Raw genomic sequence first — 17,852 nt, 5'->3', positions numbered from 1 at the left:
TCACCGTTTCAGGGAGCGGGTCGGCCTGGCTCAGGTCGCAGGAACGGCATCGCGCCTTCCCGGCGCGCTGCATGCGGGCGAATGCCTGTCTTCTTCCCATTCTCGTCCAGATTGAATCTCCGCACTCGCAAGCGTCTTGGGAAAGCCGCGAAAAATCTTGGCCGTTACGGCATGGCGTGGTTATAGCCTGCCAGGCAGGCGGAAGAGCGCGCCGAAGATGCGCCGCGAGTGAGGAGATGCCGTTTTGAGCGCGAAGGAGCGTTTTCCCAATCTGGTGACCCTGTTCTTCGCCCGCGCGAAGGCGATGGGTGACGCGCCTTTCCTCTGGCGCAAGACAGCCGGGCAATGGCAGTCGCTGAGCTGGACCGAGGTCGCCCTTGAAGTCGCCTCGTTGGCCAGCGCCTTGCAGGCGCAGGGGCTGAAGCCCGGCGATCCGGTGATGCTGGTCAGCGAGAACCGGCCGGAATTCTGCATCGCCGACCTTGCCATCATGGCGGCCGGCTGCGTCACCGTGCCGACCTACACCACGAACACCACGCGCGATCACCAGCATATCCTGACCGACAGCGGCGCCCGCGCGGTCATCGTCTCCACTGCGAAGCTGGCGCAGACCCTGATGCCCGCCGTGCTTCGATCGCAGGCGAACATCGTCATCGGCATGGAGCCGTTGCGCGGCATGCAGGGGCAGGTCACCTGCCATTTGTGGAGCGACCTGATCGCCCATTATCCCACCGACATCGAAGCCTGCGCCGCCAGCCAGACGGCGAAGCGCGAGGATCTGGCCTGCATCATCTATACCAGCGGCACCGGCGGCGCGCCGCGCGGGGTGATGCAGCATCATGGCGCGATCCTCTGCAACATCGAGGGCGCGGACAGCTTGCTGGAGGAGGATTTCGGGCGGGGCGAAGAGGTGTTCCTGTCCTTCCTCCCCCTTTCCCACGCCTATGAGCATAGCGGGGGCCAGTTCCTGCCGATCATGGCGGCCGGGCAGATCTATTATGCGGAAGGGCTGGAAAAGCTGGCCAGCAATATCGAGGAGGCAAGGCCGACGATCATGGTCGTCGTCCCCCGCCTGTTCGAGGTGCTGCGCACCCGCATCATCAAGTCGATCGAGAAGCAGGGCAAATTTCCCACCTATCTGCTGGGACAGGCGCTGCGCATCGCGGCGAAGGAACAGCAGGGGAGGACATCCCTGATCGACCTGCCGATGAAGGCGCTGCTGGCGCGGACGCTGAAGCCCAAGGTGGCGGCGCGCTTCGGCGGGCGGATGAAGGCGCTGGTGTCAGGCGGCGCTCCTCTTAATCCCGATGTCGGCCTGTTCTTCGATGCCATGGGACTGACGCTGCTCCAGGGCTATGGCCAGACCGAGGCCGGGCCGGTGATCAGTTGCAACCGGCCGCGCGCGGGGATCGCGATGGATACGGTGGGGCCGCCGCTCGACGGCGTGGAGGTGCGGATTGCGGAGGATGGCGAAATCCTCGTCCGCGGCGAGCTGGTGATGCACGGCTATTGGCGCAATCCGGCGGAAACGGAAAAGGCGTTGCAGGATGGGTGGCTGCACACCGGCGATATCGGGGAGATCGATGCCAGGGGGCGCATACGCATCACCGACCGCAAGAAGGACCTGATCGTCAACGACAAGGGCGACAATGTCTCGCCCCAGAAAGTCGAAGGCATGCTGACGCTCCAGCCGGAGATCGGGCAGGCGATGGTCCATGGCGACCGTCGTCCGCATCTGGTGGGGCTGCTGGTGCCGGACGCCGAATGGACGCGCGAATGGGCGCAGGCGCGGGGGCGCAAGGTCGAGGGGATCGAGGCGGATGGCGATTATCTGGCTGCGCTGCGCGCCGCCGTCGATCGGGTGAACGACGATCTGTCCGTGATCGAGCGGGTGCGGCGCTTCATCCTGGCCGACGAGCCCTTCACCATCGACAATAGCGAGATGACCCCGTCGATGAAGATCCGACGGCATGTCATCCGCGCCCGCTATCAGGATCGGCTGGACGCGCTGTACAAGGGGTAGGTTGTTCCTGCCCGTGCGGGAAGGCCGCGCCGGGAGGCGATCCTATTTGCCCGGCGAGCGATAGGGCGTGAAGTCGCCAAGCGCGCAGCTTCCCGTCACCATTCCCGTGGTCAGGTCGGCGCTGGTGACCATGTCGCCACGGCAATATTGCGATCCCCAGGTCTTGATGATCATCGTATCGCCACGCGTCAGCCCGGAACAACTGCCGATCAGGTCGTTGCGATAGACCAGTCGCCCGCTGACCCGATAGAGCAGCACATTGCCGCTGATGGCGGTCAGGTTGGTCTGGGGTTCGTGATTGACGCAACTCGTCTTTTCGCCGGCCACCTTGCCGGCGAGGGCTTGTTCCAGCTCACTCGTCTGTTTTTCGGTCAGCTTGGGCGGCTGATAGCTGCCCGAGCATCCCGCCAGCAACAGCGGGACAAGCCACGGGACGGACCGCGATATCCATGGACGCACGACACCTCTCCTCATTCGTCCCCGCTTCCAAGACGCTCAACCGGCGTGAAAACCGTCATGCCGCATCCTTCGCCGCCCGTCGCTCCGCCAGTTGCGCGACATCGCGGGCGCGCATGAAGATATTGGTCGCGCGCTCCTGCCCGATGCTGGTCGGCACGGTAGCCTCCCCCCGCAAACGCGCTGCGTCGACCTGCGCCATGCGGGTGTGCAAGGCGGCGTTGTCAGGCTCGACCGTCAACGCGAAGCGGCCGTTCGACTGCGTATATTCATGCGCGCAATAGACGATGGTATCGTCGGGCAACTCGGCCAGGCGCTGCATGTTGGCGAACATCTGCGCCGCCGTCCCCTCGAACAGTCGGCCACACCCCATGGCGAACAGCGTGTCGCCCACGAAGATCATATGGTCGTCCGCCAGATGATAGGCGACATGGCCCGCGGTATGGGCGGGCACGGCCAGCACGGCCGCCCGGTGGGCGCCGATGCGCACGCTGTCGCCCTCCCTGACCATGCGGTCCAGCGTGCCGATCTTCTCGGCCTCCGCCGCGGGGCCGGTGATGGTGCAGCCGGTCGCCGCCCTGATCGCCGCATTGCCGCCGATATGATCGCCATGCCAGTGGGTGTTCCAGATCTGGCTGATCGTCCAGCCCCTTTGCTGCGCGGCCTCCAGCACTGGCCCGGCGACGGCAGGATCGACGACGACGGTTTCCTTGCTGGCATCATCGTGCAGCAGCCAGACATAATTGTCGTTCAGGACGGGGATGCGGACGACTTCCAGCATGGCTTTACCAGACTCCGACATTGGGCATGGAAACCCAGGGTTCGGCTGGTTCCAGACGCCCGTCCTGCAACAGTTCGACGGAAATATCGTCCGGCGTCCGCACAAAGGCCATATATCCGTCACGGGGCGGGCGGTTGATCGTCACGCCCGCATCCAGCAGCCGCTGGCAGGTCTCATAGATATTCTCGACCCGATAGGCGAGGTGCCCGAAATTGCGGCCGCCGCCATAGACCTCCGGCGGGGTGCCGTCCTCGGCAGGCCAGTTGTAGGTAAGCTCGACCTGCGCCTCCTCATCCCCCGGCGCGGCGAGGAAGACCAGGGTGAACCGACCCTCCGAGCTGTCGAAGCGTTTCTGTTCTTCCAGGCCGAGCAGGCGGAAGAAGTCCACGGTGCGGTCAATGTCGGTCACGCGGATCATCGTGTGCAGATATTTGGGCAAGTCTTCACTCCATTAGTCGCCATAAAGCAACGGTTCATCTCTGGCGCCTTAGATGACCAGAAGATAAGCCCTGGCGGGCTTGGACGGAAGAGGGGAGGCGGCATGGCTTTAACCTATCATGACAAGCTTTTCGTGGCATGCGCGGGGGTGCTGGCCCTTGGCATGGTCGGCGGCGGTTACCTCCTGGGCGACGGGCTCAAGCGGGCCAAGGCGGCGGACCGTTCCGTGACGGTCCGCGGGCTGGCGGAAAAGGATGTGACGGCCGATCTTGCCACCTGGTCGATCAGCTACTCGGCCACCGGTTTCGACTTGCCCTCCGTCCGGGCGGAGATCGACAATAATACGCGGGAACTGCGCGCCTATTTCGCCAGCCTCGGCTTCAGGCCGGATGCGCTGACGGCGACCGGCGCGGGCGTCAATCAATATATCAATAATGGCGTGAACACGATCACCATCACCCAGCGGATGTTGCTGCGCACGACCGACATCACCCGTGCCCAGCGCGCCGTGGCGCAGCAATTCGACCTGGTCCGGCGCGGCGTCACGCTGCAGGAGGGATCGGGCATGCGCTACAGCTTCACCAAACTCAACGACGTGAAGCCGCAGATGGTCGCCGCCGCCACCCGGGATGCCCGCGCCGCCGCCGAACAGTTCGCCCGGGACAGCGGCGCCAATGTGGGCGGCATCAAGAGCGCGACCCAGGGCTATTTTTCGATCGAGGCGCGCGATGGCGAGGCCGACGGGTCCAGCGATACGCCGTACAAGAAGGTCCGGGTCGTCACGACGGTCGACTTCTACCTCGATTAGGACCGGTCGGCATCCAGAAGAGGATGCGCCCGGAGCACCTTCAGTTGGCGGGCTTCGGCGTCAGGCGGGAAAGATTGTCGGCGGCGGCCTTTCCTGCGGGAGCATCCGCGGCCAGCTTCACGGCGCGTTGCCAGGCGGAGCGGGCAACATCCTCATGATCGGTGAGGATGGCGATATTGCCCTCCTCCAGCGCGACAGAGGCATCATCCGGGGAAAGCTGCACCGCGCGCGCAATCTGCGCCTGGGCCAGTTTCATCTCTCCCGATCGTCGCGCCAGGGTGGCCGAAAGCAGCCAGGCCAGCGGATCCTGCGGCACCTGCTCCAGCGCGATGTCCAGGGAGTCTCGCGCGGCCTGGGCATCGTTCAGCGCCACCAGTGCGCGGGCGCGGTCGAGATGCACCTCTCCCTTCTCCACCCCATCGGGCAGGCCGCGCGCCAATGCCGCGTCGAAATCGTCGCGCGCCTTGGCGGCATCGCCGGCCGCCAGCGCGGCATTGCCCGCCTGTGCCCATAAACGGCCGCTCTGCACCATTTCGCCGTTGCGTTCGGCTTCATCCGCCCCCTGTTCGAAGGCGACGATGGCCGGCGCCCAGCGTTCGGCGCGGGCATAGGCAAAGCCCATGCAGTTGCGCGCATAGAAGCTGCCGCCTTCGATACGCCATTGTTGCGCGAAGTCGACGCCCTTGTCGGGCGCCTCCACCGCCTGATCCAGACAGGCCTGGAATTTCGCGGCATATTTGTCCGGCACGGGAATGCGGCCGTCGCTTGCCGTTGTCGCTGCCCGTGCAGGCGCAGCGGGGACGGAAGCCGCGGCCTCCGCCTTTTCCTTCCTCTTGCGGTTCATCACCGCCTCGATCTCCGGATCATAGGCCTGCGGCGCGAGCAGAAGCAGCGGGAGGAGAAAGGGCATCAGAGGCTGTCCAACAGGCTGGCGACGGTCCGGATCAGCAGGGCGATGTCGGCGTCGCGGGAAAGGCGATGGTCGCCATCCTTAATCAGCAGCATCTGCACATCGGATGAACGCAGCCGCTCGGCGATGCGCAGCGCCGTCTGCCACGGTACATCTGGATCGGCCTGGCCCTGCAACAGGCGAACCGGGCAATCGATCGCGATTTCCTCCTCCAGCAGGCGGAGCGACTGGCCGGATTCCCAGAAGGCCAGGGTGGTGACATAGGGATCATCGCCATAGGGGGTCGGTTCCAGGAGTCGGCCCTCCGTTGCCAGCAAGGCCTTGTCCGCCTGGGTAAAGCCCCATTCGGTGAAATCCGGCGCCGCCGCGATGCCGACCAGCCCCGCCACTCGCCCCGGTCGCGCCAGCGCGATCAACAGCGCCAGCCAGCCGCCCATGGACGACCCGACCAGCACCAGCGGCCCGTCCGTCAGCGAATCGATCAGCAGCAGCGCATCGTCGCGCCAACTCGCCAGCGTCCCATCCTCGAACCGCCCGTCGCTCACCCCATTGCCGGCATAGTCGAGACGGAGCATCGCCCGGCCCTGATCCCGCGCCCAATGGTCCAGCGCGACCGCTTTGCCGCCTTCCATGTCGGACATGTAGCCGGGCAGGAAGATGATCGTCGGCCCCGCGCCCGGCCGATGGCGATAGGCGAGCCGCAATCCGTCCCCGCGCGCGAAAAAGGCGGGTGGAGCGGTTTCGGGGCGTTCCATGCTATTTCTCCAGTTCAGCGGCAGGGGCCTGAAAAAGGCTCGTAAAAGGTCTTGGCGGGGAAACCAGAAAAAATAAGAATAATCCACCCGGCGTGATTGACAGCCCTCCGACCAGAGGCTAGTTGCGCGCTCCTACCCCGTGCCCAGATGGCGGAATTGGTAGACGCACCAGCTTCAGGTGCTGGCGATCGCAAGGTCGTGGAGGTTCGAGTCCTCTTCTGGGCACCAGTCAAGTGATTTATCGCGTTGTTTTTACGCGATAAATCACTTGACCGATCTAAGCCACCCCTCGTTTGTTCCCACAGCAATGGAGGGAACTATTGGAACGGTTCGAAACCGTATGCGATGGCTCGCTATTTCCTTGCGTTTCGTCGATTGGGGACGATGGAAGCCATCCCGATCCACGCCGCGTCATACGCACATCTCTAACAGTGCCTAAATGGGTGTGCATTGCTCGCGCGGTGGCGGCTCGTAATAGGCGGTAAGGCCGAATGCGCTGAAAGAAGCGATCACACGCTAGCGGTAAGATATAGTCGGCTGCGGCGAGTTCATTGGATTTCTTCCCGCCCCCTCCACGCGTAGACGGATGAGGCGTGCTAACGCAACCTGCTGTCACAAGGCTTCTTGATTCAAGGTCTAGCATTCTCCCAAAGCGCGACATCGAACAATCTGTGGTCTAGGTCACGTGGTGACGATAGGAATTTCCAAGATTGTAGGGGAGGGCGCTGTGGCTACACCATCAAATGAAGAGCTAATCGCAATCTGGTCGAAGGCGATCGACACGCAGATGCATTTCAATGAGATGTCCGTGAAATCTCGTCAGTTGGGGCTTACGTTCGTCACTGCCGCGCTCGCGCTGGGTGTCGTGCTGATGAGCCAAGGCGACGGGTTCTCAATGAAACTCGTACTTTGTGGTCGAACCATAACTCTCCATGTGGCTGTCCTTCTTGCATTGGCTGCCATCTTGGGCCTCCAAGCGGTGAAGGTCCTTGACCTGACCGTTTATCATCGGATGCTCCGGGGGGCGGTTAGCTTTGGTGAGGACTTCGAGCGAAATTATATGAGCCAGATATTCGATCTGGAAAAGGGCATGACGGGTGCCATCTCGTTCTTTAGCCGTCATGATGATGCTGAAGTGACAAATGTGACGACGAAGAACCACTATGTTGGGACTAGCCCGAAGACGGCAGAAGATAAAATCCGGTCCTTCTATAACGTCACGACGTGGACGCTCCTAGTTGCAGCAATTGCCCTGTTTGCGATCACGAACCTTCAAAAAATCTGAGCATTAAATTGACCAAAAAATTTCTCCTTATATGCGATTTTGATAATACACTTTATGACTGGGTGTCATATTTTGTATCTTCATTTTATAAAATGGTAGATGAAGCTTTAGTTATATTGGGTTGTGATCGTGAATATCTTTTGGATGATCTAAGGGACATTCATCGGAGGTATTCGGATTCCGAGCACCCATTCGCGTTACTCGAAACGGAAGCAGTCAAAGCATCTTTTCCCGACCTGTCTCGCCAGCAACAGGCCGAGGCGCTGGACCGCGCTTTTCATGCTTTCAATAAGACCCGCAAAGAGACGCTAACTTTGTACCCCGGGGTCGCAGAAACTCTAAGTTTTTTTCAACGTAACGGGGTTCGAATCGTCGGACACACGGAAGCAAAATACCTTGCGGTAACTGATCGGCTCCGTCGCCTAGATCTTAGCCAATATTTTGAGAGGATCTACTGCCGGGAACGGTCGACATCATCGCATCCCGACCAATATGCAGCCGATAATCCATCTGACGATATCGAGATTGTGGAACTTGCCCATCATCAGTCCAAACCTTCAGCAGAAGTGCTGCTAGAGATATGCGAACGTGAGGGGTATTCACCTCAAAATTCTGTCTACGTAGGCGACAGCCTTATCAAAGATATTCTCATGGCCAACCGGGCGGGCGTTCGTTCTGTATGGGCCAAATACGGACTGAAAACGTCGGCTGGTGCATACGAGCAGTTAGTTCGCGTCTCCCACTGGAAAGACGAGGATATCAAGCGTGAGCAGGCAATCAGAAAAAGCATAGGAACGATCGTACCAAACGTGACACTGGAGAATAGCTTTTCTGAATTAAAAACATTTCTAAATGATCATTAATTCCGAATGAGATCAATGCAGTACAAATTCAAGATATATCTCATTTTGGCGGGCATATAATTTCTAATTCTGGAAAATACTTTATAAAGTCATCTTCATTTGTTGTAAGAAGTGGATACCCTTCAACTTTCGCCAGCGCTCCAATTAAAAAATCTGGCAAGACATTTGTTTTAGGTAATTCGCCGGGGCCGCGCTTCTTTTTTCGGTAGGCTTTATATGCTTGGCCTGCCATGAAAAGAGCATCGTCGTTTCCACGCAGTCGCTCCAAGGCCCACTCTTCTACCGCAGTGTCGGTATCCTCGCGAGAGGCCATTCCCGCCGCTAGTTCGCTATATACGATGTCCGCGATGATAAGCGGCCCCTCGGCGCGGCGCGCTTCGATCTGCGCGACAGACCAATCATGATGGGCCTCTGCTCCATTTATCGCCGCCATTAAGGCGCTAGTGTCGAGGAATGTTGTCATTTTCCTCTTGTCAGCCTCATTAATTCCTCCACCGACATAGTCGGAACGACATTGGATTCTCGAAGACGAGTTAGAGCTTGCTGAGTGTGGTTGCGAATGAAAGCCTGTAGATCGAACGTTGCCAGTTCATCGGCATCAATCATTTCGAATCCAACATACCGAGCGAGCATCGCGCAAGCTCGGGGAATCATTTTCAGAATCCGGGGATTTGAAGGATGGACCGCGCCCTGGGGCCGGTTGTCATTAGCTGCGAACCATTGAACATCGGGGATAGTCAACTCGGTGCGCTCACGCACATGTTCGTCCGAAAATCGATCTCGGCCGCCGCAAGCCGTGTAGAGCGCAATGAGGTGCTTAGTCGCCAGTTCTTTCTCAAGACTCCGCGCACCTGCGATCCGCGAAAAGCTCGATCCTTCAAGCAAAGCTCCATATTGCCCCGGCGCGGTCTGTTTGCCGTCCAATTCCCGGTCCTCAATAAGTCGGTCGAGCGCGAGAAAAAGGGCATCAACCCACCATCGCTCGACATGCTTGCTGGCAAAGTCGGATAGATGTCCGATCTCGTAGATGTATTTAAGATTAGTCGATAATTTACGAGCCGATTTGGCTTTATACCTTGGGTTTCCGGAAACAAAGCGCTCAATGTCATTGGCGGACACTTTTTTGATGTTCCACTTATATTCGTCGGCTACCTTCTCAGAAATATAGCTGTTCGCCCACAGTGCTGGCCTTCTCTGAGCCGCATCGGCACCTGTCCATTTGCCCGCGTAACTGAAGTTTAATGTAAAGAGTGCAAGTTTATCAAAACTTGAAGAATGAGGTGCGTTTAAAGCTTGAAAAACCAACTCGTCCGCGACGAGATGATCTATTCCATTCTTGCTCTTATTGAAAAGAAAGAAATTTATTGGAATATATTCAGAATGGCCCGATCGAGAAACTCGTTGCCGAAAAATATCTCTTGGGACATCGTGCATTTCTCCGTCGAAGCCAATCCGGATGCTCTCATATAGCTCTAGCAAACCGTTCGCTGGGGCGCCCCAGCTAAAGTTTTTAGTGAAGCTACCGGGCTTCCAGTCTTGTTCTCCAGCGGCCATATTGCTCTGAGCGTTCCTGCGGCCTCGCTTCATGCGATCGCTTATGACGGTTCATAGGATCCTCGGGTCTTGCTGGCAATCTGTGGAGATCCCCCTTAGAGCGGTGAAGGGGCCTCGGTTGACAGAATGGCACCGCTGCTGATTATCATTACTTAGTGTCGGAGATGGGGCGAAAGATGGACCTTTGCGATATAAAGCATGTGATATACGCCGTTAGGCAGCGGTGACCGCATGGAAAAAATTGGATATGCGCGTGCAATGTTTCGCTCAGGCCCAGGTGTATGGGGGATGGCGTTGCTCGAAATAATTGTTGTGGCAGGAATTTCCTTGATTCCGCTGACCGGCGCAGCAATCCGCGAGGTCCTTCCGCCAGAATCAAAAATATATCTGAGCGACGCTTTTGAGAAGGCATTTCTAAGCGGCCAACTTTTATTCTATGCAGTTGGTCTTATTGCTACCATAGTTTGGCACTGTAACAAAGATTTCAAGTCATTTTTCCCACTAAGAGCTATATTTAATTTGTATAGTCTTTTTGGGATTGTCATTTGTTCAATAGTAATTGGGTATGATCCAACTCTTTCTTCAACTAATAAGTCTTTCATATCGAGTTTTTCAGTAGCGATATTTTCAGTATCTATAATAATATATGTTATTATGGCTGTAATATCCGAGGTTCATGTGAACGTGGGTCAAGCGCTCGCTAAAACGGATGCCCAATTAGGCGATGCTGTGCGGAAGAGCAGGGGAATATAATGGCCGTCGAGACCCCTAGGAGTATCTCTGTCTCAGCTATCCGGATACGACAGCCGATCGGAGACATCTACGTAGGCAGTATTCCTGCCAAAACGCTAGTTGAGATTACGGATTTCGATATTAGAGCCCTTGTCACCGAGCGTGGCATTGATTCTTATTTAGGTATTCAACGAGAATTGGATACAAAGAGGGTCAAAGAAATCGCGCAATATGTGCGAGGCTCGGATGCGACTTTTCCGACAGCAGTAGTTTTGGCTGTTCCCGAAAAGTGCGTAACAATCGAAATGCCTTGTCCGGACGATGATCGATTTGTGCGATTGACCCTCTCCAATTTTCCCACGGACGGTGATGAAGACGATACCGTCTTTTTTAGGCATATAGCGCGAGTGATAGACGGTCAGCACAGGATCAAAGGCCTAGAAGGTTACGCAAAGGACGATTTCGACGTCAACGTATCTATATTTATAGACGCAGACATCGCTGACCAAGCAGCCGTGTTCTCAACGGTAAATCTTGCACAAACCAAGGTAAACCGTAGCCTAGTTTATGATCTTTTCGAATTGAGTAAAAGCCGAAGTCCCGAGAAGACATGCCATAGCGTTGTGGTTGCGCTCGAATCCACGGATCAAAGTCCATTCTTTAGGAAGATAAAACGTCTGGGAAAGTCGACTCCTGGAAGATATACTGAAACGCTGTCGCAGGCTACGGTAGTAGCTGGAATATTACAGTATATATGTAAAGATAAGCTTCAAATAATAAGTGATAGGCAGATCGGACGTCGGGGCGGTAGTTTTCCTCCCGCCTCTGCGGATGATGCTGATAGACTAGTTTTGCGCCCATTCTTTATAGAAGATCGAGATGTTGATCTCACGAACTTGCTATGGAACTATTTTGAAGCCGTCAGTAATAAATGGAGCGATGCATGGAAGCTTAATGCGACCGGTTGCATGCTAAATAGAACTAATGGCTATGACGGTCTCATGAAATTTTTTCGTCATGCATATAGATATCTTTCCCAGCCTGGGGGGATGGTCTCGACTGAGCAGTTTTATTCTATTCTTGATAGGGTTCAACTCAAAGATGGAGATTTCAATCCGCAAAATTTCGTGCCTGGCTCATCCGGGGCATCGGCTTTGAACAAAGCGCTTCTTGAACAGAGCGGCATTCTTACTTTCTAGGTGTTATGAACGTGTTCGATGAACTGATCGCCAACGGCTTTCAAATCCAATTTCACAGTCATGCAACTGCAATCCTGAGCGTCGACTTTCCTGACGCGATCGGCGAACTGGAGGCCGCGCTTAGCGCACTATCCATTCCGATCGAGGAAATTATTGGATCGGGCGGGGGTGAAACTAAAGGCACTCAGCGTCTCCGCCGTGCGTTGGCCGAACTGGGATGGCACAAAGTCAATTTCACAATCGAAAAGCGCATCAATGGCGTTCAAAAGGAATCGATCTCACATGAAGTCGATCATGTCCGGACGTTTCCCGATGGTCGGGTAATTGCGCTGGAAATCGAATGGAACAACAAAGATCCGTTTTTCGATAGAGACCTAGAAAATTTTAAGCGGCTTCACGCGGAAGGGGCAATAAGCGTGGGGGTGATCGTCACGCGAGGCGCAAGCCTACAGGATGAAATGGTCCAGCTTGTTCGCCGGTTTGCCGTCGAGCATGATCTGAGTTCTACGGAAGATTTAGGCGCTTTGGGTCTAACGCCCACTCCGAGGCAGCGCGCTGATGTCGCCCGACGAATGAAGGCTGGAGGCGCGACATACGCCGATGCTTGGTCGTTAAGCTTCGTCAAAGACAAATACGGGGCAGCGACAACCCATTGGCGGAAACTTGAGGATCGCGTGCATCGCGGCGTTGGAAATCCTTGCCCGCTTCTGCTGATCGGCCTTCCCAGCTCTATCGTCACCTTTGACGAGCATCTTGACATCGAAGCGATTGCCGAAGGTGACGAAGAGGGGGAAATACCTGATACCCCTACTCAGCCGCTACCGGAAAATCTGCCCGAGAATGGTGAGAATAGGTAGGCCAGGAAGGCTCATAATCATCATCAGCCTGATTGCCCCACACGGTCCAGTCTGGCCGTGTGCCGCGTGAAAACATCTCCAAAAACGGGCCGGGGCTGCATTCCTCAATGAGGGGATATTGCTCATCAGGCTTCCGGCTGTGCTCCCGTTTCCTGCTTTCGATATAATTGACCTGAGTTCGACCGGGATCGAGCGTGCGTGCGTTTTTCCCACGAACGCCAAATAGGATGATCTCAGTCACATTCCGAAAATAGAAGCCAACTCCTCGCCCGTCAGATCCGCCGTCTTTGCGGATCTTTCGCCAAATGATGTTCGACTTATATTCGAAGCCCCATTCTCGCATAACGCGTAATCCATCTGGCAACAGAGCATTGGGCACCCATAGGTACAAGTGAGCAGTCGCATCAACGCAATCGGCGACGGGCAACTCGCATATTTCATCTAGCGTCATGGTGCTATATCGGTTGAGCCGGCGATGCTCGGGGGCAACCTTGCCCGTCCGATTTTGAAATTGCCAAGGGGGATCCGCAAGCACGGTCTTGAACCCGCCATTTCCGGCAACGCTTAGGAGATCAAGCGCCGCAGGGCTGAGGTCGCGGGCCTTGCGAGAGGGCTTACGCTTGGAATTTGACATTAGGCTGCGTCCTCGTTCTCGATTGATTTATGTGCTCGACCGACATAACCGCGCAAACTACGTCTGATGACCTGACTCATCGTTTCGTCTCGGCTGTCGGCCACCTGCCGCGCTTTCTGCACCAAATTTTTGGGCACTCGCACTGTTACCACTACATCGTCGGCCATATGGCACCCCGTCGTACTCTGTATGTTCCAGTATTGCAGTGTAATACGTTTCGCAAGTGGTTATGTTCTGCACGACTGAAAATCCAGCCGGTTTCGGGGCTTTGTCGGCAAACCACGGCTAGATTGAGGGGGCATCGACGCTGATTGAACAGGGGACTGACCTCTTAGCTTTAGCCGCCATTTGCTGGCATGCTACAAGAGTATCCCGATTATCGCGCGCAATATTCACTGCGTCCAAGATGGCCTGCCAGCCTTCAGGGTTCCCGGCGAGCATCAGGCGAATGCCCGCATCCCATGGCGAGGGCTCCCCCATCGTGCGCGTCGCGAGCCTCTCGGGCCAATTCCAGCCACTAGGCGCAAGGCTCGCCGCCCATCCCGGATAGAACAGCCACAGGAACGAGACCGCCAGCGCCGTGCCAATGGCGGTGTAGATCATATGGCGGTGTTGCTGGTCCTTGGTGCGGACCGAGCCGATGGCTTTCATCTGGTCAGAATGGGCTTCGAGTAAAAGCCCCTGCGCCCGCTTAATGGACGCCCTTTCCGTTTCCCGCGCCGCTTCGGCTGAGGCTATGATCCGCTCCGCCATGCTCTCCGGGGTCATGCTGAGCGCTTCGGACTGCGAAAACGCCTTCATATGCTTGGCAATCTCGGCCAAGGCGGCGTTGATCTTGGCGAGCGTCGGATCGTAGTCGGGAACCTCGATGCTCTGCTTCTCGACGGCGATATGCTCAAGAGCGCGGGCGATCACCGCCAAGCGCCCGTGAAGCCGCTGCTCCATCGCCTCCACGCGCGCCGCCAGGTGCGCGAACGCCTCCGCCGCCGTGCCGGTTGGTTTTTCGGGTTCCGGGCCGTTCAACAGGGATTGGTCGTCCATATGCACTTCTCCTTGGTCTAGCGTTCCATGCCGCGGCTGATGTCGCGGTCATGATCGAAGGTGATGGAGGCGGCGAGGTCGCGGGCGATGCTGCGGCCCATGTCTTCCCCCAACTCAAGGCCAAGCTCGCGGCTGCGCAGGCCCAACACGGATTCAAGCTGGGCGTCGCGCTCAAGGCTTTTCGCCATGTCGGCCATGTGCTGCGCCGTGGTCTTTGCCGCCCGAAAATTGCCGTCGCGCACAAGCTCCTGATGCTGGCGCTGCAACTGCTGCCAGCCCTCCACGAACTTGTCGGCTCGGATGTAGGGATCGATGCGGATTTCCGCCTCCGCTTGCATCGCGCGCACTGCTTCACGGCCGCGTCCTTCCGCCGCCTCGCGGATCAGTTCCGGGCCTGCCCGGAACGCGCTGTTTAAATCGGTGGAGCCTTCGGGCCGGATCGCGTCGAGGGCGTCGCGTGCTTTGTCCAGCGCCTCGCGCTGGTGGGGCATGGGGTCGATGCCCTGCGCACGGGTCTGCCGGATCGCATCCACCGCCTTGGCATAGCGCTCGACCGCACCGCGCAAGCCGCCCGCACGCATCGGCTGCGGATCATGCCCGCGATGCTGCTGGCGGGCGTGATCATGGACGGGCGCGGAAGCGAAGCGGCCAAGGTCCAAACCATCGAACATGCTGCGCTCGGATGCGGGCGTGGGCGGTGCCGCGCGATCCTGACCGGGTAGCGAAAGGCGCAAGCCGTCGAAGATCCCGCGCGCCTTCTCCACCACAGGCCGGACGATCTCGGCCACCCGTTCGCCGAATGTGATGCCGCGCCGCTCGGCGAACTGCTGCGCCGGATCGCGGCGCGCGTAGTCGCTCGCCATGTCTTTGGCGCGCTCGCGGGACAGGGTGCGGACAAGGCGGGAGTCATCCTTGAAATCGTCCCGTCCATAATGAAAGTCCACCCCCTCCCGGTGGCGTGTGAGGACGACATAGGTTCCGTGCCTGTCCATCCCCGGCGTGGCGAGCGCATGGGTGCGATCGACGCTGACGGCCTGCGTCTTGTGGATGGTCGCGGCATAGCCATGATCGAGGTCGCGATAATCCTTGAGGTCGAACGACACAGAGCGCCCGTCATCGGTGCGCACGGTCATGCTCTGTTGATTGACTCGCTCGATGGTCCCCAGCGTGCCGTTCTTGACCTCAAGGCCTCGTTCGTTGCGCCGGAACATGACGCGATCTCCGGATGCAAAATCCCGGTCGCCGTTGGCGGTCTTCACCCGCGTATCGTCGCCCAGCTCGCCCGCCTCGCGGCGCTTGTCGCGCGCCATCTCGTTGAGCGTGCGCACCTCGTCATTGGTGTGAGTGAAGATCATCCGCGTCTTGCCGAGTTCGGCCTGCCGTGCCGCGTCCCAACGGTCGATCAGATCGCCACGCGCCTGTTCGCGGGTTTCGGCGGCGTGGACCATGCCGCGATAGGCATAGGCCCGGATAGCTTCGCCGGTCCGGCCGGTCGCCAGATGGCGGGTGGCGTCCTTCTGCCAATCCTCATGCTGGCGGCGGATTTCGGTGATCTCGACGCCGCCATTGCGCTCATGAATCGCGCGGAACGCCGAGCCCGCTTCGATCGCCTGCAACTGCTCGGCGTCACCGACCAGCACGACCTTTGCGCCCGCCGCTTCAGCATGGGACAGCACACGCTCCATCTGGCGCGTGCCGACCATCCCCGCCTCGTCGATCACCAGCACGTCGCGGGCGGTCAGAAGATCGCGCCCCTGCGCCCAGCCATATTCCATGCCGGCGATGGTGCGCGAGGCGATGCCGGAACCATTCTCCAGCCCCTCCGCCGCGATGCCCGACAGCGCCACGCCGCGCACCTCGAATCCCGACCGCTCCCATGCCTCCCGCGCTACGCCCAGCATCGCGCTCTTGCCGGTGCCCGCATAGCCCACGACGATGCTCAAATCCCGATCGCTCGTCACATGCTCGAACGCCGATCGCTGCTCGGCCGACAGCAGCAATCCACGCCCCTCCGAGCTGACCAATGCCGCCTCGCGCGCCTTCTCATTGGTGCGATGCCGTTCGCGCTCTGCCATCATTTCGGATGCACGCTGCAACCGCTGCTCGGTGTCGATCATGTCGCGCGACGTGAAACGATCATCGCCGCGCCCGTCCTTGCCGAGTGCGATCAAATCGGGCGACGCGCGCACCGCGCTCATCGCCCCGTCATATTGGTCCTTGCCGTCGCTGTGCCGGTGGACGAACATGGCAAGGTCGCGTGTGGTGAACGTCGCCTGATGATGAGTGATCGCATTGAGCGCCACGGAAGGATCGGCGATGATCCGTTCGCCGTTGCGCTGGGCGACGGCGCGGTGATCCTCGATCCGCTCGGACTTAAGACCGCGTGTCCCCATGCGCGACGCGGCGGGGCCGATCTTGTCTTGCGGCTCAAGGTCGATGCCCTGCGCCTCCAAAGATCGGTGATCTATGCGGGCATCGATATCCAGTTCGGCAAGGCGGGCGTTAACATGATCCGCCCAGCGCTCACGCCACTGCTCCACCAATTCCGTGCGGTTCCAGTCACGGACCTTCTGCCCGAACCCTTCCTTGCCTACCTCTCGCATGGTGAGCATGACATGGGCATGGGGCTTCGCCAGCTTGTCCGCGCCGATGTCCCAATGCACATTGAGGTCCGCGATCATGCCGCGTTCGACGAACTCGGCGCGCATGAAATCCTGTGCCAGCGCGACGCCCTGCCGCTGGTTCATTTCACGCGGAATGGCGAACTCGACTTCGCGGGCAAGCTGCGCGTCCTTGCGCTTCTCGGTAGCCTCGACCTCGTTCCAGAGAGCAGCGCGATCCGAGAAGCGCTCGGGCGCGCCTTCGGGCAGGAGGATTTCCGAATGGACGACGCCCGCCTTGTTCATGAAGTCATGGTCGCGGTCGAGGCGGTCGTCGTGCAGCCGCTCGGCCGCGCGATAGGCAGCAGCCGCGACCGCGCTGCGCCCTTGCGCGCGGCCAATGACCTGAACGGAGAAATGGTAGATCGCCATGGCGACATACCAATTACTATTCTGAGCGCACGTCGGCACGACGTATAAGCGCGCCCTCCTCGAATAAAATCCGAGCAGGGACTAGGCGGTGCCATCCCGTTCCAGCGACTCTACTGCACCGCCGCGTGCCTTCTTCTATCATAGGCGTATCGTCACTCAATGGAGACTTTACGATGCGTAAGCCCAAGGACTTCGATTCGGAACTCAAGGCGCTCGCTGACAAGGCGAAGACCATCAAGGAACGGCGCGTGCGCCAGCTTGGCGAACTGGTGGCAGCGACTGGTGCGGACGCTCTCGACGCCGATATGCTGGCGGGCGCGCTGCTCGGTGCCGTCGCCAGCAAAGATGCCGCCACAAAGGAGAGCTGGCGCAAGACGGGCGCGGCCTTCTTTCAGGGCAGGGCACGTCAGCCTGCGTCGCGATCTGACCAACGGGCGGAGGGCACTCTCCCGCTCGACGGCGGCGCGGCACCGCGTTGAGGCGG

18 protein-coding genes and 1 tRNA gene are annotated in these 17,852 nt (G+C 58.7%); 9 read left to right on the top strand and 10 right to left on the bottom strand.

The genetic code is table 11. From position 1 onward, the window contains the following. The first annotated feature begins 244 nt into the window (after nt 1–244). Entirely contained in the window at nt 245–2,023 is a 1,779-nt protein-coding gene (locus ACN9MX_RS10760) for an AMP-dependent synthetase/ligase (protein ID WP_426386957.1), read from the top strand. A 42-nt stretch (nt 2,024–2,065) separates the two neighbouring features. Here ACN9MX_RS10760 and ACN9MX_RS10755 read toward each other — a convergent pair whose 3' ends face one another. Genes ACN9MX_RS10755 through ACN9MX_RS10745 form a run of 3 tightly spaced genes read right to left on the bottom strand, consistent with a single transcriptional unit; the run spans nt 2,066 to nt 3,699 of the window. Next, the gene (locus tag ACN9MX_RS10755) at nt 2,066–2,482 is read right to left on the bottom strand and encodes a hypothetical protein (RefSeq protein ID WP_363827652.1); all 417 of its coding nucleotides are present in this window, start codon (nt 2,480–2,482) and stop codon (nt 2,066–2,068) included. A 55-nt stretch (nt 2,483–2,537) separates the two neighbouring features. Further along, a complete protein-coding gene (gene gloB / locus ACN9MX_RS10750; protein WP_426386956.1) occupies nt 2,538–3,260 on the bottom strand; it encodes a hydroxyacylglutathione hydrolase in 723 nt (240 codons plus the stop codon). Between the two features lie 4 nt (nt 3,261–3,264). Next, entirely contained in the window at nt 3,265–3,699 is a 435-nt protein-coding gene (locus ACN9MX_RS10745; protein WP_426386955.1) for a VOC family protein, read from the bottom strand. A 102-nt stretch (nt 3,700–3,801) separates the two neighbouring features. Between ACN9MX_RS10745 and ACN9MX_RS10740 the strand changes: the two genes are divergently transcribed. Beyond that, nucleotides 3,802–4,506 (top strand): SIMPL domain-containing protein, encoded by a 705-nt coding sequence (locus ACN9MX_RS10740; RefSeq protein ID WP_426386954.1) that lies wholly within the window; start codon nt 3,802–3,804, stop codon nt 4,504–4,506. Nucleotides 4,507–4,546: 40 nt separating this feature from the next. On the opposite strand, the gene ACN9MX_RS10735 is transcribed toward ACN9MX_RS10740, so the two are convergent. Both ACN9MX_RS10735 and ACN9MX_RS10730 read right to left on the bottom strand, forming a co-directional pair. After that, on the bottom strand, nt 4,547–5,416 hold the full coding sequence (locus ACN9MX_RS10735) for a tetratricopeptide repeat protein (RefSeq protein WP_363752798.1): 870 nt from the start codon (nt 5,414–5,416) through the stop codon (nt 4,547–4,549). Further along, nucleotides 5,416–6,171, bottom strand: a complete 756-nt coding sequence (locus ACN9MX_RS10730) for an alpha/beta fold hydrolase (RefSeq protein WP_363752800.1) — start codon at nt 6,169–6,171, stop codon at nt 5,416–5,418. Before ACN9MX_RS10730 ends, ACN9MX_RS10735 begins: the two co-directional genes overlap by 1 nt. 141 nt (nt 6,172–6,312) lie before the next feature. On the opposite strand from ACN9MX_RS10730, the gene ACN9MX_RS10725 reads away from it, so the two are divergent. The 3 genes from ACN9MX_RS10725 (at nt 6,313) to ACN9MX_RS10715 (ending at nt 8,319) form a co-directional block, all read left to right on the top strand. Next, nucleotides 6,313–6,399, top strand: a tRNA-Leu gene (locus tag ACN9MX_RS10725). A gap of 499 nt (nt 6,400–6,898) precedes the next feature. Then, nucleotides 6,899–7,456, top strand: a complete 558-nt coding sequence (locus ACN9MX_RS10720; protein WP_426386953.1) for a hypothetical protein — start codon at nt 6,899–6,901, stop codon at nt 7,454–7,456. Between the two features lie 8 nt (nt 7,457–7,464). Then, a complete protein-coding gene (locus ACN9MX_RS10715) occupies nt 7,465–8,319 on the top strand; it encodes an HAD family hydrolase (RefSeq protein WP_426386952.1) in 855 nt (284 codons plus the stop codon). 40 nt (nt 8,320–8,359) lie between these two features. Here ACN9MX_RS10715 and ACN9MX_RS10710 read toward each other — a convergent pair whose 3' ends face one another. Then, entirely contained in the window at nt 8,360–8,782 is a 423-nt protein-coding gene (locus ACN9MX_RS10710) for a type II toxin-antitoxin system VapC family toxin (protein WP_426386951.1), read from the bottom strand. Next, nucleotides 8,779–9,873, bottom strand: a complete 1,095-nt coding sequence (locus ACN9MX_RS10705; RefSeq protein WP_426386949.1) for a hypothetical protein — start codon at nt 9,871–9,873, stop codon at nt 8,779–8,781. The genes ACN9MX_RS10710 and ACN9MX_RS10705 overlap by 4 nt, the downstream gene beginning before the upstream one ends. Nucleotides 9,874–10,104: 231 nt before the next feature. Between ACN9MX_RS10705 and ACN9MX_RS10700 the strand changes: the two genes are divergently transcribed. The 3 genes from ACN9MX_RS10700 to ACN9MX_RS10690 are packed head-to-tail and all read left to right on the top strand — an operon-like array spanning nt 10,105 to nt 12,661. Continuing rightward, a complete protein-coding gene (locus tag ACN9MX_RS10700; RefSeq protein ID WP_426386948.1) occupies nt 10,105–10,626 on the top strand; it encodes a hypothetical protein in 522 nt (173 codons plus the stop codon). Next, complete coding sequence (locus ACN9MX_RS10695; protein ID WP_426386946.1) at nt 10,626–11,804, top strand: DGQHR domain-containing protein; 1,179 nt, start codon at nt 10,626–10,628, stop codon at nt 11,802–11,804. The genes ACN9MX_RS10700 and ACN9MX_RS10695 overlap by 1 nt, the downstream gene beginning before the upstream one ends. Before the next feature lie 11 nt (nt 11,805–11,815). Continuing rightward, nucleotides 11,816–12,661 carry a BglII/BstYI family type II restriction endonuclease gene (locus tag ACN9MX_RS10690; protein ID WP_426386945.1) on the top strand — a complete coding sequence of 282 codons (846 nt, stop codon included), beginning with the start codon at nt 11,816–11,818 and terminating at the stop codon, nt 12,659–12,661. Here the strand turns inward: ACN9MX_RS10690 and ACN9MX_RS10685 are convergent. The 3 genes from ACN9MX_RS10685 to traA all read right to left on the bottom strand — a co-directional run bounded on the left by ACN9MX_RS10685 (nt 12,612) and on the right by traA (nt 17,368). After that, nucleotides 12,612–13,295, bottom strand: coding sequence for an MT-A70 family methyltransferase (locus tag ACN9MX_RS10685; protein ID WP_426386944.1), 684 nt, complete (start codon nt 13,293–13,295; stop codon nt 12,612–12,614). The two genes, ACN9MX_RS10690 and ACN9MX_RS10685, sit on opposite strands and share 50 nt — an antisense overlap. A gap of 285 nt (nt 13,296–13,580) precedes the next feature. After that, nucleotides 13,581–14,336: a DUF6118 family protein gene (locus tag ACN9MX_RS10680; RefSeq protein WP_426386943.1), complete on the bottom strand. Its 756-nt coding sequence runs from the start codon at nt 14,334–14,336 to the stop codon at nt 13,581–13,583. Between the two features lie 17 nt (nt 14,337–14,353). Beyond that, nucleotides 14,354–17,368 carry a Ti-type conjugative transfer relaxase TraA gene (gene traA / locus ACN9MX_RS10675; protein WP_426386942.1) on the bottom strand — a complete coding sequence of 1,005 codons (3,015 nt, stop codon included), beginning with the start codon at nt 17,366–17,368 and terminating at the stop codon, nt 14,354–14,356. 173 nt (nt 17,369–17,541) lie between these two features. Between traA and ACN9MX_RS10670 the strand changes: the two genes are divergently transcribed. Then, entirely contained in the window at nt 17,542–17,847 is a 306-nt protein-coding gene (locus ACN9MX_RS10670) for a conjugal transfer protein TraD (RefSeq protein ID WP_426386941.1), read from the top strand. The last annotated feature ends 5 nt before the right edge of the window (nt 17,848–17,852 follow it).

Source organism: Sphingobium sp. R-21, assembly GCF_049913335.1.
Lineage (GTDB): Bacteria > Pseudomonadota > Alphaproteobacteria > Sphingomonadales > Sphingomonadaceae > Sphingobium.
The sequence above is the reverse complement of the archived record's forward strand: the minus strand, read 5'-3'. Positions and strand labels throughout refer to the sequence as shown.

Excerpts from the sequence above, each read along its gene's own strand:
- traA (WP_426386942.1), bottom strand. The coding sequence starts at position 17,368 with ATGGCGATCTACCATTTCTCCGTTCAGGTCATTGGCCGCGCGCAAGGG.
- ACN9MX_RS10700 (WP_426386948.1), top strand. The coding sequence starts at position 10,105 with ATGGAAAAAATTGGATATGCGCGTGCAATGTTTCGCTCAGGCCCAGGT.
- ACN9MX_RS10730 (WP_363752800.1), bottom strand. The coding sequence starts at position 6,171 with ATGGAACGCCCCGAAACCGCTCCACCCGCCTTTTTCGCGCGCGGGGAC.
- ACN9MX_RS10735 (WP_363752798.1), bottom strand. The coding sequence starts at position 5,416 with ATGCCCTTTCTCCTCCCGCTGCTTCTGCTCGCGCCGCAGGCCTATGAT.
- ACN9MX_RS10740 (WP_426386954.1), top strand. The coding sequence starts at position 3,802 with ATGGCTTTAACCTATCATGACAAGCTTTTCGTGGCATGCGCGGGGGTG.
- ACN9MX_RS10685 (WP_426386944.1), bottom strand. The coding sequence starts at position 13,295 with ATGTCAAATTCCAAGCGTAAGCCCTCTCGCAAGGCCCGCGACCTCAGC.
- gloB (WP_426386956.1), bottom strand. The coding sequence starts at position 3,260 with ATGCTGGAAGTCGTCCGCATCCCCGTCCTGAACGACAATTATGTCTGG.
- ACN9MX_RS10705 (WP_426386949.1), bottom strand. The coding sequence starts at position 9,873 with ATGGCCGCTGGAGAACAAGACTGGAAGCCCGGTAGCTTCACTAAAAAC.
- ACN9MX_RS10695 (WP_426386946.1), top strand. The coding sequence starts at position 10,626 with ATGGCCGTCGAGACCCCTAGGAGTATCTCTGTCTCAGCTATCCGGATA.
- ACN9MX_RS10710 (WP_426386951.1), bottom strand. The coding sequence starts at position 8,782 with ATGACAACATTCCTCGACACTAGCGCCTTAATGGCGGCGATAAATGGA.
- ACN9MX_RS10670 (WP_426386941.1), top strand. The coding sequence starts at position 17,542 with ATGCGTAAGCCCAAGGACTTCGATTCGGAACTCAAGGCGCTCGCTGAC.
- ACN9MX_RS10680 (WP_426386943.1), bottom strand. The coding sequence starts at position 14,336 with ATGGACGACCAATCCCTGTTGAACGGCCCGGAACCCGAAAAACCAACC.